Source organism: Streptomyces sp. RKAG290, from assembly GCF_023701695.1.
In the GTDB taxonomy this organism is placed as follows: Bacteria; Actinomycetota; Actinomycetes; order Streptomycetales; family Streptomycetaceae; genus Streptomyces.
Genome location: NZ_JAJOZC010000001.1, coordinates 7287325 through 7308575 on the forward strand (window position 1 = coordinate 7287325; position 21251 = coordinate 7308575).

Annotated in this window: 22 protein-coding genes and 1 tRNA gene; 14 read left to right on the forward strand and 9 right to left on the reverse strand. The window is 70.1% G+C overall.

All coding sequences use genetic code 11. From position 1 onward, the window contains the following. The first annotated feature begins 15 nt into the window (after positions 1-15). The 4 genes from LNW71_RS32240 (at position 16) to LNW71_RS32255 (ending at position 2985) form a co-directional block, all read left to right on the forward strand. Entirely contained in the window at positions 16-375 is a 360-nt protein-coding gene (locus LNW71_RS32240; RefSeq protein WP_374119481.1) for an MBL fold metallo-hydrolase, read from the forward strand. Between the two features lie 253 nt (positions 376-628). Further along, the gene (locus LNW71_RS32245) at positions 629-1627 is read left to right on the forward strand and encodes an alpha/beta fold hydrolase (protein ID WP_250971408.1); all 999 of its coding nucleotides are present in this window, start codon (positions 629-631) and stop codon (positions 1625-1627) included. A gap of 198 nt (positions 1628-1825) precedes the next feature. Next, positions 1826-2272 (forward strand): nitroreductase family deazaflavin-dependent oxidoreductase, encoded by a 447-nt coding sequence (locus LNW71_RS32250; protein ID WP_250971409.1) that lies wholly within the window; start codon positions 1826-1828, stop codon positions 2270-2272. A gap of 314 nt (positions 2273-2586) precedes the next feature. After that, positions 2587-2985 carry a DUF6221 family protein gene (locus LNW71_RS32255; protein WP_250971410.1) on the forward strand — a complete coding sequence of 133 codons (399 nt, stop codon included), beginning with the start codon at positions 2587-2589 and terminating at the stop codon, positions 2983-2985. A 26-nt stretch (positions 2986-3011) separates the two neighbouring features. Here LNW71_RS32255 and LNW71_RS32260 read toward each other — a convergent pair whose 3' ends face one another. Further along, positions 3012-3200 (reverse strand): DUF6381 family protein, encoded by a 189-nt coding sequence (locus LNW71_RS32260; protein WP_250971411.1) that lies wholly within the window; start codon positions 3198-3200, stop codon positions 3012-3014. Between the two features lie 193 nt (positions 3201-3393). Here LNW71_RS32260 and LNW71_RS32265 point away from each other — a divergent pair, with 193 nt between their 5' ends. Both LNW71_RS32265 and LNW71_RS32270 read left to right on the forward strand, forming a co-directional pair. Continuing rightward, positions 3394-3960: a TIGR03086 family metal-binding protein gene (locus LNW71_RS32265; RefSeq protein ID WP_250971412.1), complete on the forward strand. Its 567-nt coding sequence runs from the start codon at positions 3394-3396 to the stop codon at positions 3958-3960. Positions 3961-4112: 152 nt separating this feature from the next. Next, positions 4113-4186 (forward strand) — tRNA-Met (locus tag LNW71_RS32270). Positions 4187-4481: 295 nt separating this feature from the next. Here the strand turns inward: LNW71_RS32270 and LNW71_RS32275 are convergent. Then, positions 4482-4874, reverse strand: coding sequence for a MerR family transcriptional regulator (locus tag LNW71_RS32275; RefSeq protein ID WP_250972228.1), 393 nt, complete (start codon positions 4872-4874; stop codon positions 4482-4484). A gap of 53 nt (positions 4875-4927) precedes the next feature. Here LNW71_RS32275 and LNW71_RS32280 point away from each other — a divergent pair, with 53 nt between their 5' ends. Next, positions 4928-6040 (forward strand): alkene reductase, encoded by a 1113-nt coding sequence (locus tag LNW71_RS32280; protein ID WP_250971413.1) that lies wholly within the window; start codon positions 4928-4930, stop codon positions 6038-6040. A gap of 124 nt (positions 6041-6164) precedes the next feature. On the opposite strand, the gene LNW71_RS32285 is transcribed toward LNW71_RS32280, so the two are convergent. Further along, a complete protein-coding gene (locus tag LNW71_RS32285) occupies positions 6165-7181 on the reverse strand; it encodes a GlxA family transcriptional regulator (RefSeq protein WP_250971414.1) in 1017 nt (338 codons plus the stop codon). Between the two features lie 71 nt (positions 7182-7252). Here LNW71_RS32285 and LNW71_RS32290 point away from each other — a divergent pair, with 71 nt between their 5' ends. Together LNW71_RS32290 and LNW71_RS32295 are read left to right on the forward strand one after the other, a co-directional pair. Continuing rightward, a complete protein-coding gene (locus LNW71_RS32290) occupies positions 7253-8590 on the forward strand; it encodes an MFS transporter (protein ID WP_250971415.1) in 1338 nt (445 codons plus the stop codon). Positions 8591-8733: 143 nt separating this feature from the next. Then, on the forward strand, positions 8734-10074 hold the full coding sequence (locus tag LNW71_RS32295) for a VCBS repeat-containing protein (protein WP_250971416.1): 1341 nt from the start codon (positions 8734-8736) through the stop codon (positions 10072-10074). A 70-nt stretch (positions 10075-10144) separates the two neighbouring features. Here LNW71_RS32295 and LNW71_RS32300 read toward each other — a convergent pair whose 3' ends face one another. The 3 genes from LNW71_RS32300 to LNW71_RS32310 form a co-directional block, all read right to left on the reverse strand. Next, positions 10145-10963, reverse strand: a complete 819-nt coding sequence (locus LNW71_RS32300) for a serine/threonine protein kinase (RefSeq protein WP_250971417.1) — start codon at positions 10961-10963, stop codon at positions 10145-10147. A 385-nt stretch (positions 10964-11348) separates the two neighbouring features. Beyond that, the gene (locus LNW71_RS32305) at positions 11349-12068 is read right to left on the reverse strand and encodes a DinB family protein (RefSeq protein WP_250971418.1); all 720 of its coding nucleotides are present in this window, start codon (positions 12066-12068) and stop codon (positions 11349-11351) included. 151 nt (positions 12069-12219) lie between these two features. Then, positions 12220-13011 (reverse strand): helix-turn-helix domain-containing protein, encoded by a 792-nt coding sequence (locus LNW71_RS32310; RefSeq protein WP_250971419.1) that lies wholly within the window; start codon positions 13009-13011, stop codon positions 12220-12222. A gap of 85 nt (positions 13012-13096) precedes the next feature. Between LNW71_RS32310 and LNW71_RS32315 the strand changes: the two genes are divergently transcribed. Beyond that, a complete protein-coding gene (locus LNW71_RS32315; protein ID WP_250971420.1) occupies positions 13097-13960 on the forward strand; it encodes a sulfite exporter TauE/SafE family protein in 864 nt (287 codons plus the stop codon). Between the two features lie 73 nt (positions 13961-14033). Then, positions 14034-14573: an AAA family ATPase gene (locus tag LNW71_RS32320; RefSeq protein ID WP_250971421.1), complete on the forward strand. Its 540-nt coding sequence runs from the start codon at positions 14034-14036 to the stop codon at positions 14571-14573. 124 nt (positions 14574-14697) lie between these two features. On the opposite strand, the gene LNW71_RS32325 is transcribed toward LNW71_RS32320, so the two are convergent. Further along, positions 14698-15027: a helix-turn-helix domain-containing protein gene (locus LNW71_RS32325; RefSeq protein WP_250971422.1), complete on the reverse strand. Its 330-nt coding sequence runs from the start codon at positions 15025-15027 to the stop codon at positions 14698-14700. 563 nt (positions 15028-15590) lie between these two features. On the opposite strand from LNW71_RS32325, the gene LNW71_RS32330 reads away from it, so the two are divergent. The 3 genes from LNW71_RS32330 (at position 15591) to LNW71_RS32335 (ending at position 18863) form a co-directional block, all read left to right on the forward strand. After that, positions 15591-16868: a bifunctional glycosyltransferase family 2/GtrA family protein gene (locus LNW71_RS32330; protein ID WP_250971423.1), complete on the forward strand. Its 1278-nt coding sequence runs from the start codon at positions 15591-15593 to the stop codon at positions 16866-16868. A 71-nt stretch (positions 16869-16939) separates the two neighbouring features. Next, positions 16940-17266, forward strand: coding sequence for a hypothetical protein (locus LNW71_RS36605; protein WP_308294539.1), 327 nt, complete (start codon positions 16940-16942; stop codon positions 17264-17266). A 76-nt stretch (positions 17267-17342) separates the two neighbouring features. Continuing rightward, complete coding sequence (locus LNW71_RS32335) at positions 17343-18863, forward strand: glycosyltransferase family 39 protein (RefSeq protein WP_308294540.1); 1521 nt, start codon at positions 17343-17345, stop codon at positions 18861-18863. A gap of 64 nt (positions 18864-18927) precedes the next feature. Here the strand turns inward: LNW71_RS32335 and LNW71_RS32340 are convergent, their stop codons facing one another. Together LNW71_RS32340 and LNW71_RS32345 are read right to left on the reverse strand one after the other, a co-directional pair. After that, positions 18928-20148, reverse strand: a complete 1221-nt coding sequence (locus tag LNW71_RS32340) for a DUF2993 domain-containing protein (RefSeq protein ID WP_250971424.1) — start codon at positions 20146-20148, stop codon at positions 18928-18930. A 332-nt stretch (positions 20149-20480) separates the two neighbouring features. After that, positions 20481-21134: a glyoxalase gene (locus LNW71_RS32345; protein WP_250971425.1), complete on the reverse strand. Its 654-nt coding sequence runs from the start codon at positions 21132-21134 to the stop codon at positions 20481-20483. Positions 21135-21251: the final 117 nt, after the last annotated feature.

Sequence of the window (21251 nt, forward strand, 5' to 3'; positions counted from 1 at the left end):
CGATGGTAGTGAGCGTTGCGGGCTCGGGCTTGGTGTCGTCGTCGGCAGAGTGACCAGGCGAGGGTCTGTTCGAGGCTGGAACCGGCGCCGGGCCACACCCCTGGGCCCTCGGTCCTGCGCCTGGAGTCCGCGGGGGAGCGTGCGGTGTTCGTCGGCGACATCCTGCACAGCCCGGTACAGATGGTGGAACCCGACTGCAACAGCTGCTTCTGCGAGGACCCCTGCCGGGGCCACAACACTCGCAGGCGGATCCTGGAACAGGCCGCCGACAGGCGGGAGCTCGTCATCACGGCTCACTTCGGCGGTCATGGCGTGATGGAGGTGAACCGCCAGGGCTCGCGGTTCACGGTCTCGGGCTGGGCGGCGTTCCGCTGAAACGGGCGGTGACCGGCGCCGACCGAGGACCTCGGCGCGCGCCGGCGAAGAGACGGCGCACTGAGGAGACCGCGCACCGAGGAGACCGCGCCCTGAAGGAACCGCGCCACCGAACAAGCCGTGCCACCGAACGAACCGCGCCAGGTGACACCCGGATGGTCGGCTCCGTCACCCGCCTGCTGTCCGCGCCGCGCAGTTTCCGCCGGACGCGGCAACGCTGGTTCCCTCACCGCATCTCCAGATCGGGATCAGCATGCTCATATCGAGGTTCCCGGGCTCGCGGAGCCGTTCGCGTCGCGGCCATGCCCTCGCGGCGGCCCTCATCGCGGCGGTGTACGCGGGAGTGCCCCCGGCCGCAGCCGACGAGGGAACTTCCGGGGCACGGGGTGCGGACGGAGAGGTCAGGCCCACGGTGGTGCTGGTGCACGGCGCATTCGCCGACGCGTCCAGCTGGAACGGTGTCGCCGAGCGCCTGCAGAGCCGGGGATACGCGGTCGTCGCCCCGGCCAACCCGTTGCGCGGGCTTGCGGGCGACGCCGCGAGTACGGCCGAGGTGCTCAAGCGGATCGCCGGCCCCGTCGTCCTGGTCGGCCACGACTACGGCGGGGCGGTCATCAGCGCCGCGGCGGCCGGCAACGCACAGGTCAGGTCACTCGTCTACATATCCGCCTTCATGCCGGACAAGGGTGAGGCCCTTGGCCCGCTGGGCGCCCGGTTCCCGGGCAGCGCGCTGGGTGCGGCGCTCAGGCGGACGCCCGTCCGGAACGCGGACGGCAGCCACGGCACGGACCTCTACATCCAGGACAGCAGGTTCCACGACCTCGTCGCCGCCGACCGGCCCACGGCCTCGGCCGCGGTGATGGCCGTATCGCAACGGCCTGTCAACGCGGCGGTGTTCGAGGAGAAGGCCACGGTCGCCGCCTGGCGGACCCTGCCGTCCTGGGCCCTGGTCGCCACCCGCGACAAGGTGATCGCCCCCGATCTGGAACGCTTCCAGGCCAGGCGGGCGCACTCGCACACCGTCGAGGTCGACTCCTCGCACATGGCCATGGCGTCCCGCCCCGAAACGGTCACCGGTCTCATCCTCTCCGCCGCCGGTGACACCTCGGCCTCGCATGCGCCGCTCGCCTCGACTGGAACGAGAACACTGGTGCTTGCGGTGATCGGCAGCGCGGCGGGGCTGGCGGTGTTCGTGGGCGGCGGCCTGGTGACTGCGGTCCGCAGCCGCAACCGCAACGGCTTCGGACGCTGACTCCCCGGACGACACATGCGAGCGGGGCACGTCGGGCGGGACACGTACGAGCGCCCGACCCACCTGCGACGCGGCAGATTCACACGCGACACGTCGGGCGTGGCGGGATTTCTGGGCGGCCGATGTTGTTGAAGCCATGATGAGGGGCCGCGGCCGATGAGGTGCCACGGCCGGATCGTCGACGATGGGACAGAAGTCATGCCTCTCCAGGGTGAGTACGAGCCGAGCCCCGCTCAATGGGTTCGTGACCAGGTCGAGCAGTACGAGAGCTCAGGAGGTACGGAAGGGACGACGATGCGGGGCATGCCCGTCATCGTTCTGACGACCCTGGGTGCCAAGAGCGGGAAGATCCGCAAGACGCCCCTCATGCGCGTCGAGCACAACGGTTCGTACGCGGTGGTCGCCTCACAGGGCGGTGCCCCGAAGCACCCGGTCTGGTACCACAACCTCACCGCCGACCCGCGTGCCGAACTGCAGGACGGTCCGGTGCGCCAGGACATGAGCGTCCGAGAGGTGACCGGGGACGAGAAGGCGCTCTGGTGGGACCGCGCGGTCGAGGCGTTTCCCGACTACGCCGACTACCAGAAGAAGACCGACCGGCAGATCCCGGTCCTCGTTCTGGAACCGGCGGCGACCGACCACTGAGCAGCCCGTCCGCCCGCACGCAGGCGGATCTCTTTGCCGTACCGGCGCCGGTGACCGGTGCGCGGCAGGCAGGCAGGAGGCCCCGCCCGGTTCCATGAACCGGTGGGGCCTTTGCCCGTCAGATAGGGACCGTCGACACGGACCTCCGTAACGGACCTCCGTAACGGACCTCCGATACGGCTCTCCGGTACGGCCCCGGTCGGAGTGGCGACGCCACGGAGAGCCGGTTGCGGCCTCCGGTGGCGGGCGCGGCGGGATATTGTCCAGCACGGCCCCTTGAGGTGTGGGGCCGAGCGGGAAGGATTCAGGAGCACATGACAGACAACTCCTACATGGTCGCGTTCGTCCGAGCGCGTCTCGACGAGGAAGAAGAGGTCGCGCGAGTGGCCGGCGGCGAGGGATGGAGGTGTCCGGCCGAGGTACCCGGCGAAATCCACGACCGGAGCGGCGCGATCGCGTTCAGCCTGAGAACGCACGGCTACAACCATCACATCGCTTTGCAGGACCCGGCGCGCACGCTGCAGCGGATCGAGACGAACCGGGTGCTCCTGGACGAGTACACGGAGGTCGCCGCGTTGGACATCGACCGCCCCCAGCGGGACTTCGCCTCAGGTCGCGCCTTCGGCCTGGGGTTCGTGGTGCGGCAGATGGCCGCGGAACACGCGGGGCACCCCGACTACCAGGTGAAGTGGCTCCCGCGGTTCACGCAGTAGGGCCGCGCCCGTTTCACGAGGCGCACTCAGAGGGGGCCCATGCTCCCGTCACCCTTGGTGCTCACCTGGTCACTCCGCTCCTGGAGACGGCGCGCCTTGTCCTTGAGGCGCTGCCGCTCCTGCGGATCGGAGACCCGCTCGGCGGCCTCCTGCATTTCCTGCGCCTTGGCGCGAATACGCTCGGCGCGGCCTCCGGATTCGTCCGCAACGCTCATGATCACTCCTGGATCTCGGGGGAGAACCGTCGCCTCCAGCGAATCAGCGCAATCGCACACCTGCATCTCGAACGGTGACCCACCGCTACGGGGAGGTGATGTGCGAATGCGCCGGGGTGGCGCGCGACCGGAGCCACGCCGCGTGTCGCGATTGTTCAAGACGGTAATGCGCGACGACTTCTAAGCTCGGTGCATGGGAAAAGTAGATCTGCTGACAGGCGTGCTTTCCAAGACCGGTGATGTCATCGAGGGCGTGGGCGCCGAACAGCTCACCCTTCCGACGCCGTGCGAGGACTACGACGTCGAGACCCTGATCAACCACCTCGTCGGATGGCTTCAGGTGTTCGAGGCCGGCTGCCACAACCGCTCGTACGAGGGCGACGTGGCCGACTACCGGTGCGGTGCGGAACCCGCTCAGGAGTTCCGCAGGGCCGCGGCCGGCCTCGTGGCCGGATGGGAGCAGTACGGATTCGACCGCGAAGTGAGTATCACGGGCTCGAAGGCACCGGCTGAGCAGGTATTCAGCATGACGGTCATGGAGTACCTGACCCATGGCTGGGACCTGGCTACCGCCACCGGGCAGCCGATTCCCTTCACGGAACAGGAAGCCGCAGAGACACTGGCCCGCGCGGAGGTCACTCTGCCGCCGCAGTACCGGGGCAAAGATATGCCCTTCGGCCCCATCGTCCCTGTGACCCCGGGCGCGTCGGCGATCGACCGGATGGTGGCCTTCATGGGGCGCGAGCCGAAGCAGGCCTGAGAGGCCCCTGTGCGGGGCCACGGGGGAGGGGAACCTCCACGTGGCCGGCCGGGAGAGTGGGCAGGCTCCACCGGCGTAGCCTTCGCCGCGCAGGCCCGGCGGGCGCTGGTCACGGCACCCGCCGGAATGGCGTAACGTAGGGATCACAACGACGCGGGGTGGAGCAGCTCGGTAGCTCGCTGGGCTCATAACCCAGAGGTCGCAGGTTCAAATCCTGTCCCCGCTACTACCAGAGCAGGGCCCGGAACCATTAGGTTCCGGGCCCTGCTGGTTTTCTGCGCCGGTCGGCGCACACGCGCGCGGACGCCGGCCGAGCACCGTACAACCGCGCACCAGTGCCACGCGACGGGACGTGCCGACGTCCTCTCGGCTTCGGCCGAAGGGCCGCGGCCGCACCGCATGGGATGCCACAGCGGGCGTATCCGATCCGCGGCCGGAGGCGTCCTTGCCGAGGGAAGGGCCCGCGCCCGGTCCTCGGGCCCATGTGCCGATACGACGCGGGGGCCCGGCCGGCAGCAGGGTCACGAATGAGGAGTTCCGGGCTCGACCCGGCGTGGTGTGCCGGCCGCCGTGTCGATGACTTCCTCCAGGACCTCACGTGAGCGGAGCAGGTCGTCGACCATCTGGTCGATCCGGTCCCGCTCGGTGGTGAGTTCGGCGACCAGCTCCGGGGTGGCGCGCAACGAAGGGCCACCGTCCTCGTCCCGCATGCACGGCAGGATCCGCGCGATCTTCGAGCTGTGGAGGCCGGCTGCGTAGAGTTCCTGGATGCGGATGACGCGGTCGACGGCGCCCTCGGGAAAGTCGCGATGGCCGCCGGGTGTCCGACGGGACGCCAGCAGCCCTTGCTCCTCGTAGTAGCGCAGCGAACGCTCGCTGACACCCGTGAGCGAGGCCAGTTGACCGATGCGCATGTTCCACCCCATGACTTGAATCTCACATCAATGTCAGGTTCTACGTTATCGGCATGACGAACACGCAGCAGGCCCCCGCCGCATCCCGGCTCTTCGAATCCGCCCGCCTCGGCGGCCTGGAACTGTCCAGCCGCCTGGTGATGGCGCCGCTGTCCCGCAACCGCGCCGGGGCCGACGGAGTCCCCGGCGAGCTGATGGCGACTCACTACGCGCAGCGCGCCTCGGCCGGACTGATCATCGCCGAGGGCACGACGCCCAACGCGGTAGGGCAGACCTATCCACACATCCCCGGCATCCACAGCCCTGCGCAGATCGCCGGCTGGCGCCGGGTCACCGATGCGGTGCGCGCAGCTGCCGGCGGCGGGATGTTCCTTCAGCTGCAGCACGGCGGTCGGGTCGGCCATCCCGACACGAGTGGTCACATCCCACTCGCCCCGTCCGCCGTGCAGTTCCCGGAGACGCTGCACACCCCGCGCGGGTTCCAGGACGGCGTCGCACCCCGGGAGATGACTGTCCAGGACATCCGGTCCACCATCACGGACTTCGCCGACGCCGCCCGCAACGCCGTCGAGGCCGGCTTCGACGGTGTGGAGGTGCACTCCGCCAACGGTCACCTGCTCAGCCAGTTCCTGGCGAAGAACACCAACCGCCGGACCGATGACTGGGGCGGGCCGGTGGAGGGGCGGATCCGGTTCACCGTCGAAGTGGTCAGGGCGGTCGTCGAAGCCGTCGGCCGGGAGCGGGTCGGGGTACGGATCTCGCCCGGACAGGGCATCAACAGCGTCGAGGAGGGCGACACCGAGGACATCTACCAGGCGCTCCTGCCGGCGCTCGCACGCATCGACCCGGTCTATCTGCACCTGATCTACGCCGACCCGGAGCAACCGCTCTTCGCGCAGATCCGCAAGAACTGGCCGGGCACCCTGATCGCCAATCCCGTGCTCTCGCGCGAGGACCTCCAGGCCGACGGCGGCAAGCGGCTGGGCGAACGGCTGCTGGAGGAAGGCGCCGACCTGATCGCGCTCGGCCGCGGATTCCTCGCCAACCCGGACTTCGTGGCGAGGCTGCGCACGGGCGCGCCGCTCAACGCGGTCCGCCCGGAGTTCCTGATGCATGTGCACGGGGCGCAGGGATACAACGACTACCCGACGCTCGAAGGGTCATGAACCACTCTGGCCGGTCGAACCGACCTGCAGGGAAGGCAGGTCGGCCGGACCCGGCACCACGCATCGGGGCGGGGCGGGCCGCACGCGGGGGAGCCACCGGCAGCGTCCCGTTCCCCTCGGGTCATCACTGTTCCTCGCCCGTGGGAGCGAGGGCCCGCGGCTCCGGGCCGCGGAAGGTGTTGCGGTAGGCCCGCGGCGGGACACCCAGCGCGGTCTGGAAGTGCTGACGCAAGGAAGCACCCGTACCGAAACCGGCCTCGACGGCGATCCGGTCGACTGCGAGGTCCGTCTCCTCCAACAACTGCATCGCCCGCTGAAGGCGCTGCCGGGCGAGCCACTGACCGGGTGTGGTCCCGCATTCCTGACGGAACCGCCGGTTGAAGGACCGCACACTCATCGAAGCCGTATCCGCCAGCTCACGCAGCGACAGGGGGCGCTTGAGGTGCTCGAGCGCGTACGTCCGGGCGGCAGCGGTCGAGGAGTCGCCTGGCCCCGCGACGGGGAGCTGGACGTACTGGGCCTGACCACCTTCGCGGTGCGGAGGTACGACGGTGGAGCGGGCGACCGCGTTGGCCACCGACGCGCCGTGATCGGTACGGATCATGTGCAGGCAGAGGTCGACGCCGGATGCCACTCCGGCCGAGGTGAGGACCCTGTAGTCATCGGTGTAGAGCACGTCCGGATCCAGGTCGACCTCCGGATAGAGCTCACGGAACTGGTCGCAGGACTTCCAGTGCGTGGTCGCGCGTCGCCCGGCGAGCAGTCCCGCAGCCGCCAGCACGAAGGACCCGGTGCAGATGGACGCGATCCGCGCGCCCGGAGGAATGCGGTCCAACGCCTCCCGCAGCCGCGGATCCAGGCCACCGCGGGTCTGCGGGCCGTAGTCCTCGTGCGCAGCGGGCACGACGACGGTGTCCGCCCGGTCCAGTGCGTCGGGGCCATGGGCCACGTTGATGCTGAAGTCCGTGTCGGTGGACACCTCGCCCGGCACCGGTGTGCACGTCACCACGTCGTACAGCGGCGCACCCGAACCCGACCTCGCCTGGCCGAACAGCCGGTGCACGATCCCGAGCTCCATCGGCAACAGACCCGGCCGCACGAGAACCACCACCCGATGGCGCCTCTCCTCATCACCCGTCATGGCCAGATCCTTGCACAGTGGGGCCAGATGGCCAGTGGTTCTGGCGCACCTCCCGATGCAGGATTTTCCGCATGAACCGATGTGACGCGGCTCCCCGAACCACCGCGACCCCCGCCGGCCTGCGGGCATGGTCCGTCGCTGCCGTCGCCTGTCTCGCCATTGTCGTGGCCGGTGCGTTCTCCACCATGCCGGGACTGCTGATCGACCCCCTGCGCGACGAATTCGCCTGGTCGCGGGGGTCCATCGGCTTCGCGACCTCGGTCAACATGGTCCTCTACGGTCTGACCGCGCCCTTCGCGGCCGCCCTCATGGACCGCTTCGGAATCCGCCGGGTCGTGGTGGCCGCTCTCGCCACCATTGCCTGCGGCGCACTGCTCACCACATTCATGACCGCTGCCTGGCAACTCACCCTGTACTGGGGCCTGCTCGTCGGGCTCGGAACCGGCTCGATGGCCATGGCCTTCGCCGCCACCGTCACCGACCGGTGGTTCGCCCGGCGAAAGGGGCTGGTCACCGGCGTCCTCGCGGCCGGCAGTGTCTTCGGCCAGATGGTGTTCCTCCCCGTCCTCTCCCGGATCATCGAGCGCTACCAGTGGCGCCCCTCACTCGTCACCTTGGCCCTCGCCGCCGTGGCAACCGCGCCTCTGATCTGGTGCGTCCTGCGTGACCACCCCGCAGACATCGGCCGCAGGCCGTACGGATCCGACACCTTCGTCCCCAAGCCCCGGCCGGTCCAGGGCGCCGCGGCCCGAAGCGTCCGCGTCCTCGGCGACAGTGCGAGAACCGGGCCGTTCTGGCTGCTCGCCGCCACGTTCGCCATCTGCGGAGCCTCTACCAACGGCATCATGTGGACCCACTTCACGCCCGCCGCCCACGACCACGGCATGCCCGTCACCACGGCATCCGGCCTGCTCGCCGTCATCGGCATCTTCAACGTCGCGGGCACCATCGCCTCGGGGTGGCTCACCGACCGCTGGGACGCGCGCCGGCTCCTCGCGGGCTACTTCGCCCTGCGCGGCGTCCTCCTGTTGTTCCTCCCCATGATGATGGCCTCGACCGTCCGGCCCTCGATGGTCGTCTTCGTCGTCGTCTTCGGGCTGCTCGACCTGGCGACCATCCCTCCGGTGCTCGCCCTGTGCCGTGAGTTCTACGGCGACGAGAGCGCCATCGTCTTCGGCTGGGTCAGCGCCGCCCACCAGGTCGGCGCGGCACTCATCGCGTTCCTCGGCGGCGTCGCCAGGGACGCCCTCGGCACCTACGACACGGTGTGGGTCGCCCTCGGAGCCCTCTGCGGGACGGCGGCCCTGCTCGCCCTCGTCATCCGCCGGAGGATTCCGGCGCCCCGTACGGGTTCGGACCGGGCCGACCGAGGACCGAGCGCGGTTGGCCAGGGGCGGCCGGGCAGATAGCGCCGGCCGTCCCGGGGTACGCCTCGATCGCCGCCGCGCAGGCCATCGACGCGGAACGGGCGGCAGGGCCGTCGTGCATCACCCCCGTAACAAGATGATCCATTTCCTTGTGCGGGCCGTGTCCACGCCCGTGAAGTGGGCTGATGCACTTTCCGACAGCAGGCGGTCCCCTCTTCCGCCACCTGCGCATGTGGCACGCCGTACCGGCCTCCCTCGTAGTGGCGGCGGTGGTGGCTTTCCTTGTCCTCCTCCCGTCCGACGGCGCGCGCTCTGTGCCCAACAGCCCCTGCCGGCCGGTCGATTCGGCACGCCGGCCCACGCCCGTCACCCCCGACCTCGACGGGGACGGCTTCGCCGATCTGGTGCACGAGATCTCCGGGACGGACGACTTCGACGTGATCGTGGTACCCGGCTCCGAGCACGGTCCGGCCCACGACCGCACGACCGTCCTCACCCACGAGGACCTCGGTGTGCCGGACGACGTCCAGACGGGCGACGACCCGTGGCAGCCCACGGTCGCCGACCTGGATGAGGACGGCCACGCCGACCTCGTCGTCAGCGGCGCCGCCCAGGTCCTGTGGGGTGGCCCCAACGGCCCGCAGGCGGGCGGAGCGCACGGGCGCGTCCCACTGCCGGGCAGCGGATACAGCACCGCGCCGGTCGCCGGCGACTTCGACGGGGACGGCCACACCGACCTCGCGGTCGTCAGGAACTCGAACGAGGATCCGGAACTGGTCGTCCTCCAAGGACCGTTCAAGCGCTCCGGCGCCCCCGCCCGGACCGTGGAGATCCCCAGCCCGGTCCACGAGGGCGCGTCACCCGCGCTGGTCGCCGGGGACGCGAACGACGACCGCGCCACGGATCTCGCGCTCTACGACTCTCCGTGGGATCCGCCCCTGCTGTTCACCGGCGGTGCCCGTACCGCCGGCGGCCTGAGCAAGGAGCCCGAGCGGCTCCCGGAGGGCGAGAACGTCGTCTTCGGCGACTTCGACGGAGACGGGCGCCAGGATGTCGCCGTCGGGCGGAGCTTCGTCGACAGCTACGACGAGGTCGACACACCCCACCGGCGCGGCCAGGTCGGCGTCCGTTACGGGAAGGAGCCGGGGAAGTGGGTCACCATGGATGGCGGCGACTTCAAGGAGGGCTTCGGCGCCAGGCTCGCCGCAGGCGACTTCAACGGCGACGGCTGCGACGACCTGGCCGTACAACTCACCAAGAAGAAGGAGGCGGGGGACGCGCGGATCGAGGTACTGCGAGGCGGCTCCGAGCACGGGCTCGGCTCGAAACCCTGGCGCGCCACCAAGCGCTTCGCGCCGGACGGGGACAACTCCGTGGGCGGCATGCTCTTCGCCGTCCACGACTGGGACGGCGACGGCCGCGCAGAGCTGGCCCTCCTCGGAGAGGACACCTGGTGGATCACCGACGGCACGGACCGCGACGAGGCATCCTTCCCGGTCGCCCCCAGCAAGGACCAAGGCGCGTAGACACATGCTTGTCGCCCCGGGCTCCGGCGGCGCTCGTCGACTTGCCGGGCAGCCGCCGGAGCCCGGCAGATCAACGGGAAGTCGCCGCCCGCCATTCGGCGGCGAACTCACCCACCGAACCGAACCGTTGGTCGGGGTTCGGTCGCGTGGCCCGTGTCACGACTGCCAGCTGCGCCGCACTGCCCCGCCACGCTTCTTCGGAGTCGCCTGCGTCCAGGAGGAGCCGCGCGGCGCGACCGAGTGTGAACACCGTCGTCCGCGCATCGACAACGGCCCCGGAGGTGAACTCCTCGGGCGCCATGAACCGCCTCGACCCCGGTAGCCGGTCAGCCTCGACCACGAAGGGGCCGGGGCGGTACTCGTCGAGATCGATCAGGCACAGCGAGCCGAGGGCGAAGTCGTACAGCATCGCGCCGTCGTAGAAGTCGACTGCGACATGGCCGACTGCCTCGACCGCCAGATGTGCGCTCACGACCTGCGCGATACAGGTCACCACGTCAGCCACCGGCAGTGCGCGGAAGCGCGCCATCGCGCTGGCCGGGCCGGTGCGATCTCGCGGCCCGTGGGCGGTGGGGTGGTACAGCACCTCGCCCTCCCGCCAGGGCAGTACCACCGCCGTGCTGTCACCCACCCGGAAACGGTGGACCTGCGGGACGATCACCGGATGCCTGACGGCCCGGTGGAATGCCCAGCCACGCTCAAGGGACTGCCGGGCCGCAGCCGTCACTGCCTCTTTGACGAACCACCGCTCCCCACCGGCCAGCCGCACGCCGTAGGACACGCAGCCCGAGTCCTGATCCCGAAAGGCGGTGAACAGCTGACCGATCCCACCGAGGTACGGCTCCAGTTCGGCCAACTCGGCAATTCCGAGCAGAGGATGGTGGTCCATGCGCCCCATCGTGCCATCGCCGCCGTCCGGACCGGGGTGCCGATGCCGTGGCCGGCACGTCCAGTGGTGCGTCATGTGCCTGCGCGACAGTCCGGAGGAGCGACGAGGAGTGCGGCAGATTTCGGAGTGGATATGTTCCGGACCATGAGCGTGGAGACCGAGGTCGTTCGCGAGGCGACCGATGAACTGGTGAACTGGTGGAGGCGGCGAACCGACTGTACGAGCGGGCGGGCTTCCGGCAGCGGGAGTCGAACGTCTATCGGTTCACCTTTCGCCCCCGGCACTCGCCGGGCTCCGGGGAGGAGCATCACCTCAGTGGCTTGAAGGGGTGAGCGACACGCAGGCGGAGCGGCGCCGTCCATGACCGTCGGTGCTTCGACCCGCCCTACCCGGGAGAGCCGAACCGGGCCCGTCGCAGGTCGCGGAGCAACGCGATCTCGGCCATGTGGTGGATGAATTCGAGATTGTTCCCCGCCAGCACGGCGATGTACGGGTCGTCGGGATCGGAGCCGTACGGGTACTGGGAGAAGCCGACCGTGTCGAGCTGTTCCTCCGTGACGGCGGCGACACTGTCGCGGCAGCGGTCGATCAGCGTCCAGAACCGCTTGAGCGCCAAGGAGGCGGAGGGGGTGAAGTCCACGAGCAGCTTCGGCTCCTGGCGCCGTTGCCCAAAGGTCCACTCCCATCGGCCCGCGAAGTTCGAGTGCAGATGGCCCAGCCGCCACGCGATGGTGGTGACCGGCGTGCTGTCGGGCTCCGGCGCGCCGGTGTGAGCGAGGACCTGCTCGACCCGCTCGACGCTCACGCTCCAGTCCTCGGCGATCTTGGTGACCGTCATGCCGCCTGCGGCCTGCCGGGCGATCTCGGCGTACTCGTTCGCCGGGATGTCCGGGGCGCCCTTGTCGAGCACCCACTCACCGGGTCCGTACGCCTTGGGCGTCACCGCCTCGCCCCGGCGCCGGATGGACCAGCAGTCGGCGACCGGCTCCCACAGGTACTCCTCGTCGCTCAGCCCCGTCAGCCGCACCTCGGCCATCTCCCTGGCCTGGTCGAACTGGTCGAGCAGCAAGCTCAATCGGCCGGTCCGCGCACCCTCGGTGTCCATGTCCGGCTCCCTTGTCGTCGCGTTCCGTACTCCATTGCGCTCAGACGGAAGTTAACGGTCCCCTTCACGGCGCGCGACCCATTTCCTCGGACGCGGAGAGGCGCGGTGGCACTCGCGGCACCGCACTCCTTCAGGCCGTTCTCCCCGTCACTCACCAGTCCCTTCCGTGGCCGGCGGGTTGGCGGCTCCCGGTGAAGCGCGACGGCGGCACACCGAACGTACGCGTGAAGGCGGCGGTGAACGCGGCGGGGGAGGCGTAGCCCAGACGGCCACCGACCGCGCTGACCGACGCCGTGCGCAGCAGCGGAACGGCCGCGAGGAGCCGGGCGCGGCCGCGCCACACGGCGGGGCTCTCGCCTGTCTCGGAGCGGAAACGCCGGGTGAAGGCCCGTTCGCTCATGGCCGTCCGTGCGGCCCATGCGGCGTTGGTGACGCCTGCGTCCGGCGAGGCCAGGTACTCGCGGCAGAGCTTCGCGAGGTCGGCCGACGCGGGAATCCCGACGTGGAACGGGAGCGGGGCGCGCTCGGCGATCTCGTGCAACAGGAGCTCGGCGATGATTCCCTCCCGACCGGACAGGCGATAGTCGATGTCGAAATCGACGGCGGCCAGGAGCAGTTCGCGCAACAGCGGGGAGACGTCCACGACTGTGCAGGTGGCGGGCCACCAGGGGACGGCGGCCGGCTCGATGTACAGGCTGAGGGTGCTCACCCCCAGCATGCGTACCCGGTGGCTGGTGGCGGCCGGAATCAGTACGGCGCGCTCGGTGGGAACGGTCCAGGTGCCGTCGGCGGTGTCGACGATCATGACCCCGGTGGCGCCGTAGAGGAACTGCGCACGCCGGTGCTCGTGCCAGTCCAGCACGTGGCCGAGCGGGTAGTCGGTGCCGATCGGCAGGACCGCGCGGTCGACGAGGTCGACCTCGGCCAGGGGGACGTTCTTCACGCCTCCACGCTACTGGCTGAGACGCGAAGGAATGCTGCTGACCTTCGGATGCGGGCCGCGCGGCCGGGCTGGTGGAGTGGAGCCCATGGACGTTGTGGCGTTGGTCGGGATCGGTCTCCTCACCGGGATGACGACGGTGTTGTTCGGGTTCGGAGGCGGGTTCGTCGCGGTACCGGTCGTGGTGTGGGCGGACGCCGCACTCGGCGGGGACGCGATGCGCGTGGCGACGGCCACGTCAGCCCTGGTGATGGTGGTGAACGCGGGATTCGCGACGGCCGTCACACCGCGGCGGGTCCTCCTCGCGCTCCGCGGCAGGGGCGCGCTCCTCCTCCTGCTGGCCGCCGGCGCCGTGGCCGGGGCGCTCGCCACGCGGCTCGCCCCGGCCGGTCCGGCCCGCTGGGCGTTCATCTCGTACGTCGCTCTCACCATCGCCGACCTGCTCCTGCGCCCCGGCTTCCTGCGCTCGACCAGGGGGTCGGGGTGCGGTGCCGGGCCACGCGAGCCCGGCATGATTCAAACGAGGGGCGCTAGCCGGGCCGAGGCGCCCTCCGACGCCCCGGGCCCGCTGCCGGCCGTCCTCGGTGCCCCGATCGGTGCGGTCGCCGCGTTCCTCGGTGTGGGAGGCAGCGTCATGACCGTCCCCGCGATGCGGCGGGCCGGGCACACGATGCGCGTGGCGACCACACTGGCCAACCCTCTCACCCTCGCCATCGCCCTCCCGGCCACCGCGGTGTCCCTGGGCGGCGCCACGGTCCCCGCCGCCGCGCACGCGCATGTGCAGCTGGCCGGTCTCATAGACGTCCGCGCCGCAGCCGCGTTGCTCCTCGGAGCCCTGCCGGTGATCGCGGTGCTGCGGCGGCGACCGCCGCGGATCCCCGACCGCGTCCACGCCTGGGCGTACATCGGGCTGCTCGCCACGGTCACGGTGGCGATGCTGTGCTCGGCCTAGGGTCTTTCGTTCCGATGATGCCGGGCTCAGCGCCTCCGATGGGGGCGGCGCCCGGCCGACGTAGCATGCCGAAATGCACACGGAACGCTCCCGGGACGCGCGCGCCCTCCTGGTCAACGGCACCGTCGGCGTGGGAAAGACCACCGTGGCCGGGGCGGTGGGCGATCGGCTCGCCGATGCCGGGGTCTCTCATGCCGTGCTCGATCTTGACTGGCTGAGGCAGTTGTGGCCGGCCCCGGTCGGTGACCGGTTCCACTTCGCCATGCTGCTGCGGAATCTGCGGAGCATCGCCGCCAACTACCTCGATGCGGGAGCGACGCGTCTGGTGCTCGCCGGCGTGATCGAGACGGATGAGCAGCGGAAGCAACTCGCGGATGCCGTGGGTGTCGGTCTCACGGTGGGCCGGCTACGGGCCGATCCCGCCGTCATCCAAAGGCGCCTGACCAGCCGTCACGAAGGCGAACCCGAAGCGCTGCGGTGGCATGTGGACCGGTGTGCTGAACTGGACGCGATCCTCGTCCGGGCCGGAGTCGACGACTTCACCGTTGATACGAGCACGGACTGCGTCACAGACGTCGCCGCGTCGGTGATCAGGGGTGCGGGCTGGCAGTGACCGCCGGAGTCCAGGCGGATCTCCGGCGGGGCCTACGCCACTGGCCGGGGGCAAGTACGTGACTCGTCCGCCCTGTTGGCGTACTGCGACCGGTCGTTCGCTGCTCAGCGCGGGGGACCGGGGTTCAGTCGGCGTCGCGGTGAGCCGCCTGCTGGGTGTCGGCGGCGGACAGCACGGCGTGGAGCAGTCCGGGGAAGCGTGCGTCGAGGTCCTCGCGGCGCAGGGAGAGCAGGTTCTCGCGGCCGTAGGGGCGCTGCCGGATGATTCCGCTGTCGCGGAGGACCTGCCAGTGCCGGGTCAGGGTCGACTTTGACACTCCGTCCAGGACGGTCCCGCAGGCGTGTTCACCCCCCGCGGAAAGGACTCGGACGATCTTGAGCCTGAGCGGATTGCTGAGGGCCGCCAGGACGTTCTCCAGCTGGATCTGACGGCGATCAGGGTGCTGAGCGAGCATGCCGCGATTGTACGCGTGGTGCGCAACAGGGGCCTGAGCACTAGTAATTGTTCACAGGTACGCGTACATTTACATCGTTGTCATGTCCACCCTGGTGTGCAAGGGGGAGGGAGTCATGCCACTACTCACCGTGCGGCCGGAAGGAACCTCGGCCGCCTCGCACCCCCCGCCGGGGTGGGCCCTGGCCTTGCCGGCCCTGACACAACTGACCTTCTCGCTCGACCTCGACATCGCGTGGACAGCACTGCATGGCCACGTTCGGGATCCTGCCGTACTTCCCGCACGACCACTGCCTTTCGCAGCGCCGCGGACACGGCAGTCCGGATGTCTCCACCTCACCCCGACCGAAAGGGCAGAGGCGCAATGAGGCCGTTGAACTCTTCACCAGCCCATCCGATCTTCAAGGGCGTCTTCGAGGGATGGCTGTCGAAGGCGGCCGTGCTGTCGGCGCAGCCCGACGCCCCGGTCGTCCCCGATCAGCCCGGACAGCGTTCGAGAGCCCACCGGCCGGCGAGGAGACCGGGCAGCCGGCAGCCGTCGCTCGCAACCTCCTCCGAGGAGCTATGACCAGAGTCTCCGAGAGCATCCAGACAGCGCCCGCCGTCGAATCCGCCTGTTTCCAGCCTCCGGCGCAGCTCCGCTCCGCGGGATCGAACGCTGCCACGGTGGAGATCGTGGTCCCGGTGTACAACGAGGAACGGGCCTTACCCGGCTGCCTCCGCACCCTGCACGCCCACTTGACCGACGGATTTCCGTTTCCCTGGCGGATCACCGTCGCCGACAACGCCAGTACGGACAGCACGTGGGAGACGGCACATGCGCTGTCGGAGGAGCTTTCGGGCGTCGGCGTCGTCCATCTCGACCGCAAGGGGCGAGGGTTGGCGCTGCGGACCGTGTGGGGTGCCAGCGGCGCCGACATCGTTGTCTACATGGATGTGGATCTCTCCACCGGCCTGGCCGGGCTGCTGCCGCTGGTCGCGCCCCTCGCCAGCGGCCACTCCGACCTGGCGATCGGCTCGCGGCTGGCACCCGGTGCGCGTGCCGTGCGCGGTCCCAGACGTGAGTTGATCTCGCGCTGCTACAACGCGTTGATCCGGCTGACCCACGGCGCCCGGTTCACCGACGCCCAGTGCGGCTTCAAAGCCGCCCGGAGCGAGGCTCTGCGGCCGCTGCTGGAAGCGACCCGCGACGACGCGTGGTTCTTCGACACCGAGCTGCTCCTGCTCGCGGAGCACAACAGGCTCCGCATCCACGAGGTCCCGGTGGACTGGGTGGAGGACGTGGACACCAGAGTGGACGTGGTCGGTACCGCATGGGACGACCTGCGCGGGCTGTGGCGCCTGGCCCGGCTGAAGGTCTCCGGGGCCGCGACGCTCCAAGTGCCCCGTCGGCCGGAGCCGAGAGCGGAACATCCGGCTGCGGTGCTGGCACCGGAGTCCGGCCGCTCGGTGTTCGTCTTCGAGCTGTGCTGCTTCCTGGCGATCGGTGTTGCGTCCACGGCGGGCCAGGCGCTGCTCTACCTGCTCCTGCGCGGATGGTGGACGCCAGCGGTGGCCAACCTGGTCTCGCTGGTGATTCTCACACTGCTCAACACCGAGGCCAATCGTCGGCTGACCTTCGGTCACACTGCCGCCGGCGTCCGCCGGGCCCATCTGGGCGCGGGGGGCCTGTTCGTCCTCGGCTACCTGGTCACCTCCGCAGCGGTGCTGCTGTTCCGGCGCACCGATCCGGGCGCGTCGGCGGGCGCCGAGGCGCTGGTGCTGTGCGCGGCCTCCGCACTGGTGACCGTGGTGCGGTTCCTCGTCCTGCGCCAGGCCGTGTTCCGCCGCCGCACCCGTTGAGCCCTTAGGAACCTTCATGACGAACGTCAAGCGCCCAGGAAGAAGCATCGGATCCCGCTAAGGAAGCACTCATGACGACGACCGTCCCCGACACCGCGGCAGGCGAACGGGCCATTGCCGACCGGCCTCACCGCCCACGGACTGCCCGGCCCGCATGGCTCCGACGTCTCGTACGCGGCCACGCGGAGGACCCGGCCTGGGCCCGCCCCGCCCTGCTCGCCCTGCTGGCTGCCACCACCGCGCTCTACCTCGTCGGCCTGGGCGCATCCGGCTGGGGGAACCAGTTCTACGCGGCGGCAGTGCAGGCCGGGACGGAGAACTGGGAGGCGTTCCTCTTCGGATCCTCCGACTCCGCGAACTTCATCACCGTGGACAAGCCCCGGCCGCGCTCTGGGTGATGGGCGCCGCCGCACGGATCTTCGGGGTCGACGCGTGGTCCGTCCTGGCCCCCAGGCACTGGTGGGCGTGGCAACCGTGGCAGCTCTGTATGCCACGGTCAGGCGCCGGTTCTCGGCCGGCGCCGGGCTGATCGCCGGCGCCGTCCTGGCGCTGACCCCGGTCGCGGCACTGGCGTTCCGCTTCAACAACCCGGATGCCCTGCTCGCGCTCCTGCTCACCCTCGCCGGGTACGCCGTGCTGCGAGCCCAGGAGGACGCCCGGACTCGTTGGCTGATACTGGCCGGCGCCTGCATGGGCTTCGCCTTCCTCACCAAGTCGCTGCAGGCCTTCCTCATCCTTCCCGCCCTGGGCGTCACCTACCTGGCGTTCGCACCCACCGGTGTCTGGCGGCGGATCAGGCAGTTGCTCCTTGCCCTGCTCACGATGGTGATCTGTGGTGGGTGGTGGGTGGCCCTGGTGGAACTGACGCCCGCGCGACACCGGCCGTACATCGGCGGCTCGCAGCACAACAGCTTCGTGGAGCTGGCCTTTGCCTACAACGGCGTCGGACGGCTCAACGGCTCGGAGCCCGGCAGCGTCGGCCAACCCGGTCTGGACTCCTGGGGCGGCGCCGCGGGGCTTCCGCGGTTGTTCCGGCCGGAGTTCGGCGGGGGAGTAGCCTGGCTGCTCCCTGCGGCGCTGTTGCTGCTGGTCGCCGGGGTGTGGCTGACGATCCGGGCCCCGCGGGTGGACCCGGCCCGTGCGGCGTTCGCGCTGTGGGGACTGGGCCTGCTCACCACGTTCCTGACCTTCAGTGAGATGAAGGGAATCTTCCACCCCTACTACGACGTGGCACTCGCGCCCTACATCGCCGCCGTGGTCGGCATGGGCACCGCACTGCTGTGGAACCGGCTGCGGAGCCGGGAGCGGGCTGCCGGCATCGCGCCGGCAGTGACCCTGCTGGCCACCGCCGTGTGCTCGTACGTGCTGCTGAACAGGACACCCGACTGGCTTCCATGGCTCCGGTACGCCGTGGCCGTGACGGGTGCGGTGGCGGCCCTGAGCCTGCTGGTCGGCGCGCGCATCCCGGCTCGGGCCACGCTTGCCTTCGGTGCGCTGGGCCTCGTATCGGCGCTGGCGGGGCCGACCGCGTACACGCTGGCGACGGCAGGGCAGCCACACACGGGCTCGCTGCCCGGCGCGGGACCCGCCGTCACGAGCACGTTGGGCGGTGGCATGGCCGGCGCCGACAGCAGCCTGATCACTCTGCTGAACGGCAGCGACCCCGGCCCCCGGATCACCGCACTGCTGGAACAGGACGCCTCGGACTACACCTGGGTCGCCGCCGCCATCGGCTCACAGAACTCGGCGGGATACCAACTCGCCACCGGCGAACCGGTGATGACGATCGGCGGCTTCAACCGCACCGACCGGGTCCCGACGCCGGCACAGTTCGAGCAGTACGCCGGTTCCGGGAAGATCCACTACTACATCGGCGGCCACACCGGAGCCGGCGACCTCCCGAGCACACGGATCGACGCCTGGGTCGCCGAGCACTACCCGGCGCACACCGTGGACGGGGTCGTCATCTACGACCTGACCGGAGCGAAGAAGTGACAGCGCCGCCCACTCACTTCCACCCTCGTTCCCCGGGCCTCGTCGGACCGGGCGGTGCTGTTGCTCAGGAACTCCCGGCGTCGACGCCCTTGCCGATCGGCAGGCCCGATCCCCTCACCCGCGCCCTGATCCCGTCCCGCTCCACCGTGATGTCCTCCAGCCGCAACTCGCGCAGCGAATTCGGCAGTTCGAACGAGAGCGACAGCTGCTCCGAAAGTTCCGGGGGCTTGAGCGCGAGCAGCGCGTCCAGGGCCGCCGGATTGATGCCGGCCTTGCGCAACAGCTCCGGATGGTCCAGGACCACATCGACGAGGTTCACCTTCATCAGGCGATCGGCGAACTTCGGAGCATGCGTCAGCCGGTGCAGCTCGTCCTCGCTGCGCAGCGCGCGTTGCACCTGTCCGTGGGACACGCCGAGCCGGTCCACCACCGCCGGAACCGACAGCATCGCCTTGATGCGCGCCGTTTCGCTGCTGATCCGACGCGCGGCCTCGGGCTGCAGCCGCAAGCCCGAGTGGGCGGGATCCTTGCCCGGCCGGTAGGTGGCCACGCCGGGGATGTCGAGCCGCATGTCGTCGAGCGTGGTCGTCAGCGCCCGGCCGTTGTCGCGCCGCACATGCGCTTTGGCGTGCACTCGCAGGTGCTGTCCAGCGACGGCCAGTTCACCGTTGACCCGGACCGCGTCGGCGCTGCTGCCGGTGAAGCGGAGCTGGGACGCCCCCAGCTCGCGGTTGAGGTCGTCGAAGGACAGAAGAACGTCACCGTCCAGTTCGCCGATCACCGCACCCTTGATCGACGTGGGGGCGTCGCCGATGACGCGTACGTCCTCCGCGGTGGCGTGCACCTCCGCCAGCGAGACCCGGTCGGCGGAAACGTCCGGCACCGTGACGTCGACCCGGTCGACCCGTTTGTCGGCGAGCTGGGTGAGGAAGGGGAAGCCGTGGATGTCGACGTCGGGCTTGGTGGCGAGATGGAGGGACTGCTGGATCTTGCCCGCCGCCTTGTCCTGGGCGTAGTACTCCGCCAACCGGTCGGCCAGCACCAGGCAGCCGACGCAGACGAGGCCGGCGAAGGTCACCTTCACGAGCGCAGGCAGCGCCCCGAAGCGGCTTCTGCCACGGTGATCGGGTGGAGTCCAGTCGTCGTCCTCCGGATCGGAGGTCAGGCCCAGCTCCAGGGCGTCACGCGGATGGTGCTGGGAATAATCAGGCTCCGGGTCGGCCAGTTGGGCCAGTTCGTCATACGGATTTCGGGAATGGGGGGATATGCGTAGTGGGGGTCGCATCGCCTCATCCCACCATGCCGCCCACCCTCGAACGCAAATTTCTCCATGGCTACATCATGATTTGGTCCGTATGTCGGATGCCTGTCGCAATTCCTGGAGAACGTGCGGACGGCCGGTGCCTCGCTGGTCACGCGGCGAGCCGTACCGGCTGGTGTTCCGGCGGGTTGTCCCCCTGCTGCCCCGCAGTCCGAATCGAGGCTCCGGGCCGCAAGCGCGTAGGGAACGGATCGAACTCGGCCGGCCGGCGCGGTTGGGGCGTGGGGGCCCGCGCGCCGGCCCGGCGGGCGGCAGGTGCCTCGGCACCCCCGCTCGGCGTGGGTGGCGCAGGCCGGTCAGGCTCCCTCGGACGCCGCACCATCGCCTGCGGCGCCGAGTCGCGACACCGTCTCCCACGTGAATCCGTCCGGGTCGGTGAAGGGCGCGCTGTCGCTGCCGATCGTGAGCCCGTGCGTTCCGCTGCCGTCGGGAGCGACGCCTGCGTCCTTGGCGAGGGCGCGGCGCCCGTACAGCGCAAGCTTGACAGGGCTGGACGGCGTCGCGAACTCGACGTACTTGCGGCCGAAACTCCTGCCCACGGTGAGGCCGTGGTCGACGTAGAACTTCTTGGTCGCCAGCACGTCGTCCACTCCCAGCAGGAGGACGAACTGGTCGATCTGCCGAGTGGCCGGACCCTTGTCCTTCTTTGCGGAGGTCGCGATCTTCCAGAGCGCTCCGTCGGGGGCCCGTACGACGCCGCCGTAGCCCCAGAACGACTTGGTGGCCGGTTTCACGGCCGTGGCGCCGGCGTCGAGGGCGGCGTCGATGAGGGCGTTGACGTTGCCCGGCTGGGAGACCGTGAGCGACAGCGTGAACCCGCGGAAGCCGGTCGTCGGCGCCTGTGACGCTCGCACGCGCAGCTCGGAGCCCAGGCCGAAGGCGTCGGTGTAGAAGCGGTTGGCGGCGGTGGGGTCGGCCGCGTCAAGGGTGAGGAATTCGATGGAGGTCATGTCAACGAAGGTATGGCGACGCCGTCGTGCGTGCTTCTCGATTCCTGACCGGTCCGGTCGCCGCTCCGGACTCTCTGGAACATCGGTCCGCCGCCGGTCCCGGGACGACAGCACTCG

Excerpts from the sequence above, each read along its gene's own strand:
- LNW71_RS32245 (WP_250971408.1), top strand. The coding sequence starts at position 629 with ATGCTCATATCGAGGTTCCCGGGCTCGCGGAGCCGTTCGCGTCGCGGC.
- LNW71_RS32250 (WP_250971409.1), top strand. The coding sequence starts at position 1,826 with ATGCCTCTCCAGGGTGAGTACGAGCCGAGCCCCGCTCAATGGGTTCGT.
- LNW71_RS32255 (WP_250971410.1), top strand. The coding sequence starts at position 2,587 with ATGACAGACAACTCCTACATGGTCGCGTTCGTCCGAGCGCGTCTCGAC.
- LNW71_RS32260 (WP_250971411.1), bottom strand. The coding sequence starts at position 3,200 with ATGAGCGTTGCGGACGAATCCGGAGGCCGCGCCGAGCGTATTCGCGCC.
- LNW71_RS32265 (WP_250971412.1), top strand. The coding sequence starts at position 3,394 with ATGGGAAAAGTAGATCTGCTGACAGGCGTGCTTTCCAAGACCGGTGAT.
- LNW71_RS32275 (WP_250972228.1), bottom strand. The coding sequence starts at position 4,874 with ATGCGCATCGGTCAACTGGCCTCGCTCACGGGTGTCAGCGAGCGTTCG.
- LNW71_RS32280 (WP_250971413.1), top strand. The coding sequence starts at position 4,928 with ATGACGAACACGCAGCAGGCCCCCGCCGCATCCCGGCTCTTCGAATCC.
- LNW71_RS32285 (WP_250971414.1), bottom strand. The coding sequence starts at position 7,181 with ATGACGGGTGATGAGGAGAGGCGCCATCGGGTGGTGGTTCTCGTGCGG.
- LNW71_RS32290 (WP_250971415.1), top strand. The coding sequence starts at position 7,253 with ATGAACCGATGTGACGCGGCTCCCCGAACCACCGCGACCCCCGCCGGC.
- LNW71_RS32295 (WP_250971416.1), top strand. The coding sequence starts at position 8,734 with ATGCACTTTCCGACAGCAGGCGGTCCCCTCTTCCGCCACCTGCGCATG.
- LNW71_RS32300 (WP_250971417.1), bottom strand. The coding sequence starts at position 10,963 with ATGGACCACCATCCTCTGCTCGGAATTGCCGAGTTGGCCGAACTGGAG.
- LNW71_RS32305 (WP_250971418.1), bottom strand. The coding sequence starts at position 12,068 with ATGGACACCGAGGGTGCGCGGACCGGCCGATTGAGCTTGCTGCTCGAC.
- LNW71_RS32315 (WP_250971420.1), top strand. The coding sequence starts at position 13,097 with ATGGACGTTGTGGCGTTGGTCGGGATCGGTCTCCTCACCGGGATGACG.
- LNW71_RS32320 (WP_250971421.1), top strand. The coding sequence starts at position 14,034 with ATGCACACGGAACGCTCCCGGGACGCGCGCGCCCTCCTGGTCAACGGC.
- LNW71_RS32325 (WP_250971422.1), bottom strand. The coding sequence starts at position 15,027 with ATGCTCGCTCAGCACCCTGATCGCCGTCAGATCCAGCTGGAGAACGTC.
- LNW71_RS32330 (WP_250971423.1), top strand. The coding sequence starts at position 15,591 with ATGACCAGAGTCTCCGAGAGCATCCAGACAGCGCCCGCCGTCGAATCC.
- LNW71_RS36605 (WP_308294539.1), top strand. The coding sequence starts at position 16,940 with ATGACGACGACCGTCCCCGACACCGCGGCAGGCGAACGGGCCATTGCC.
- LNW71_RS32340 (WP_250971424.1), bottom strand. The coding sequence starts at position 20,148 with ATGCGACCCCCACTACGCATATCCCCCCATTCCCGAAATCCGTATGAC.
- LNW71_RS32345 (WP_250971425.1), bottom strand. The coding sequence starts at position 21,134 with ATGACCTCCATCGAATTCCTCACCCTTGACGCGGCCGACCCCACCGCC.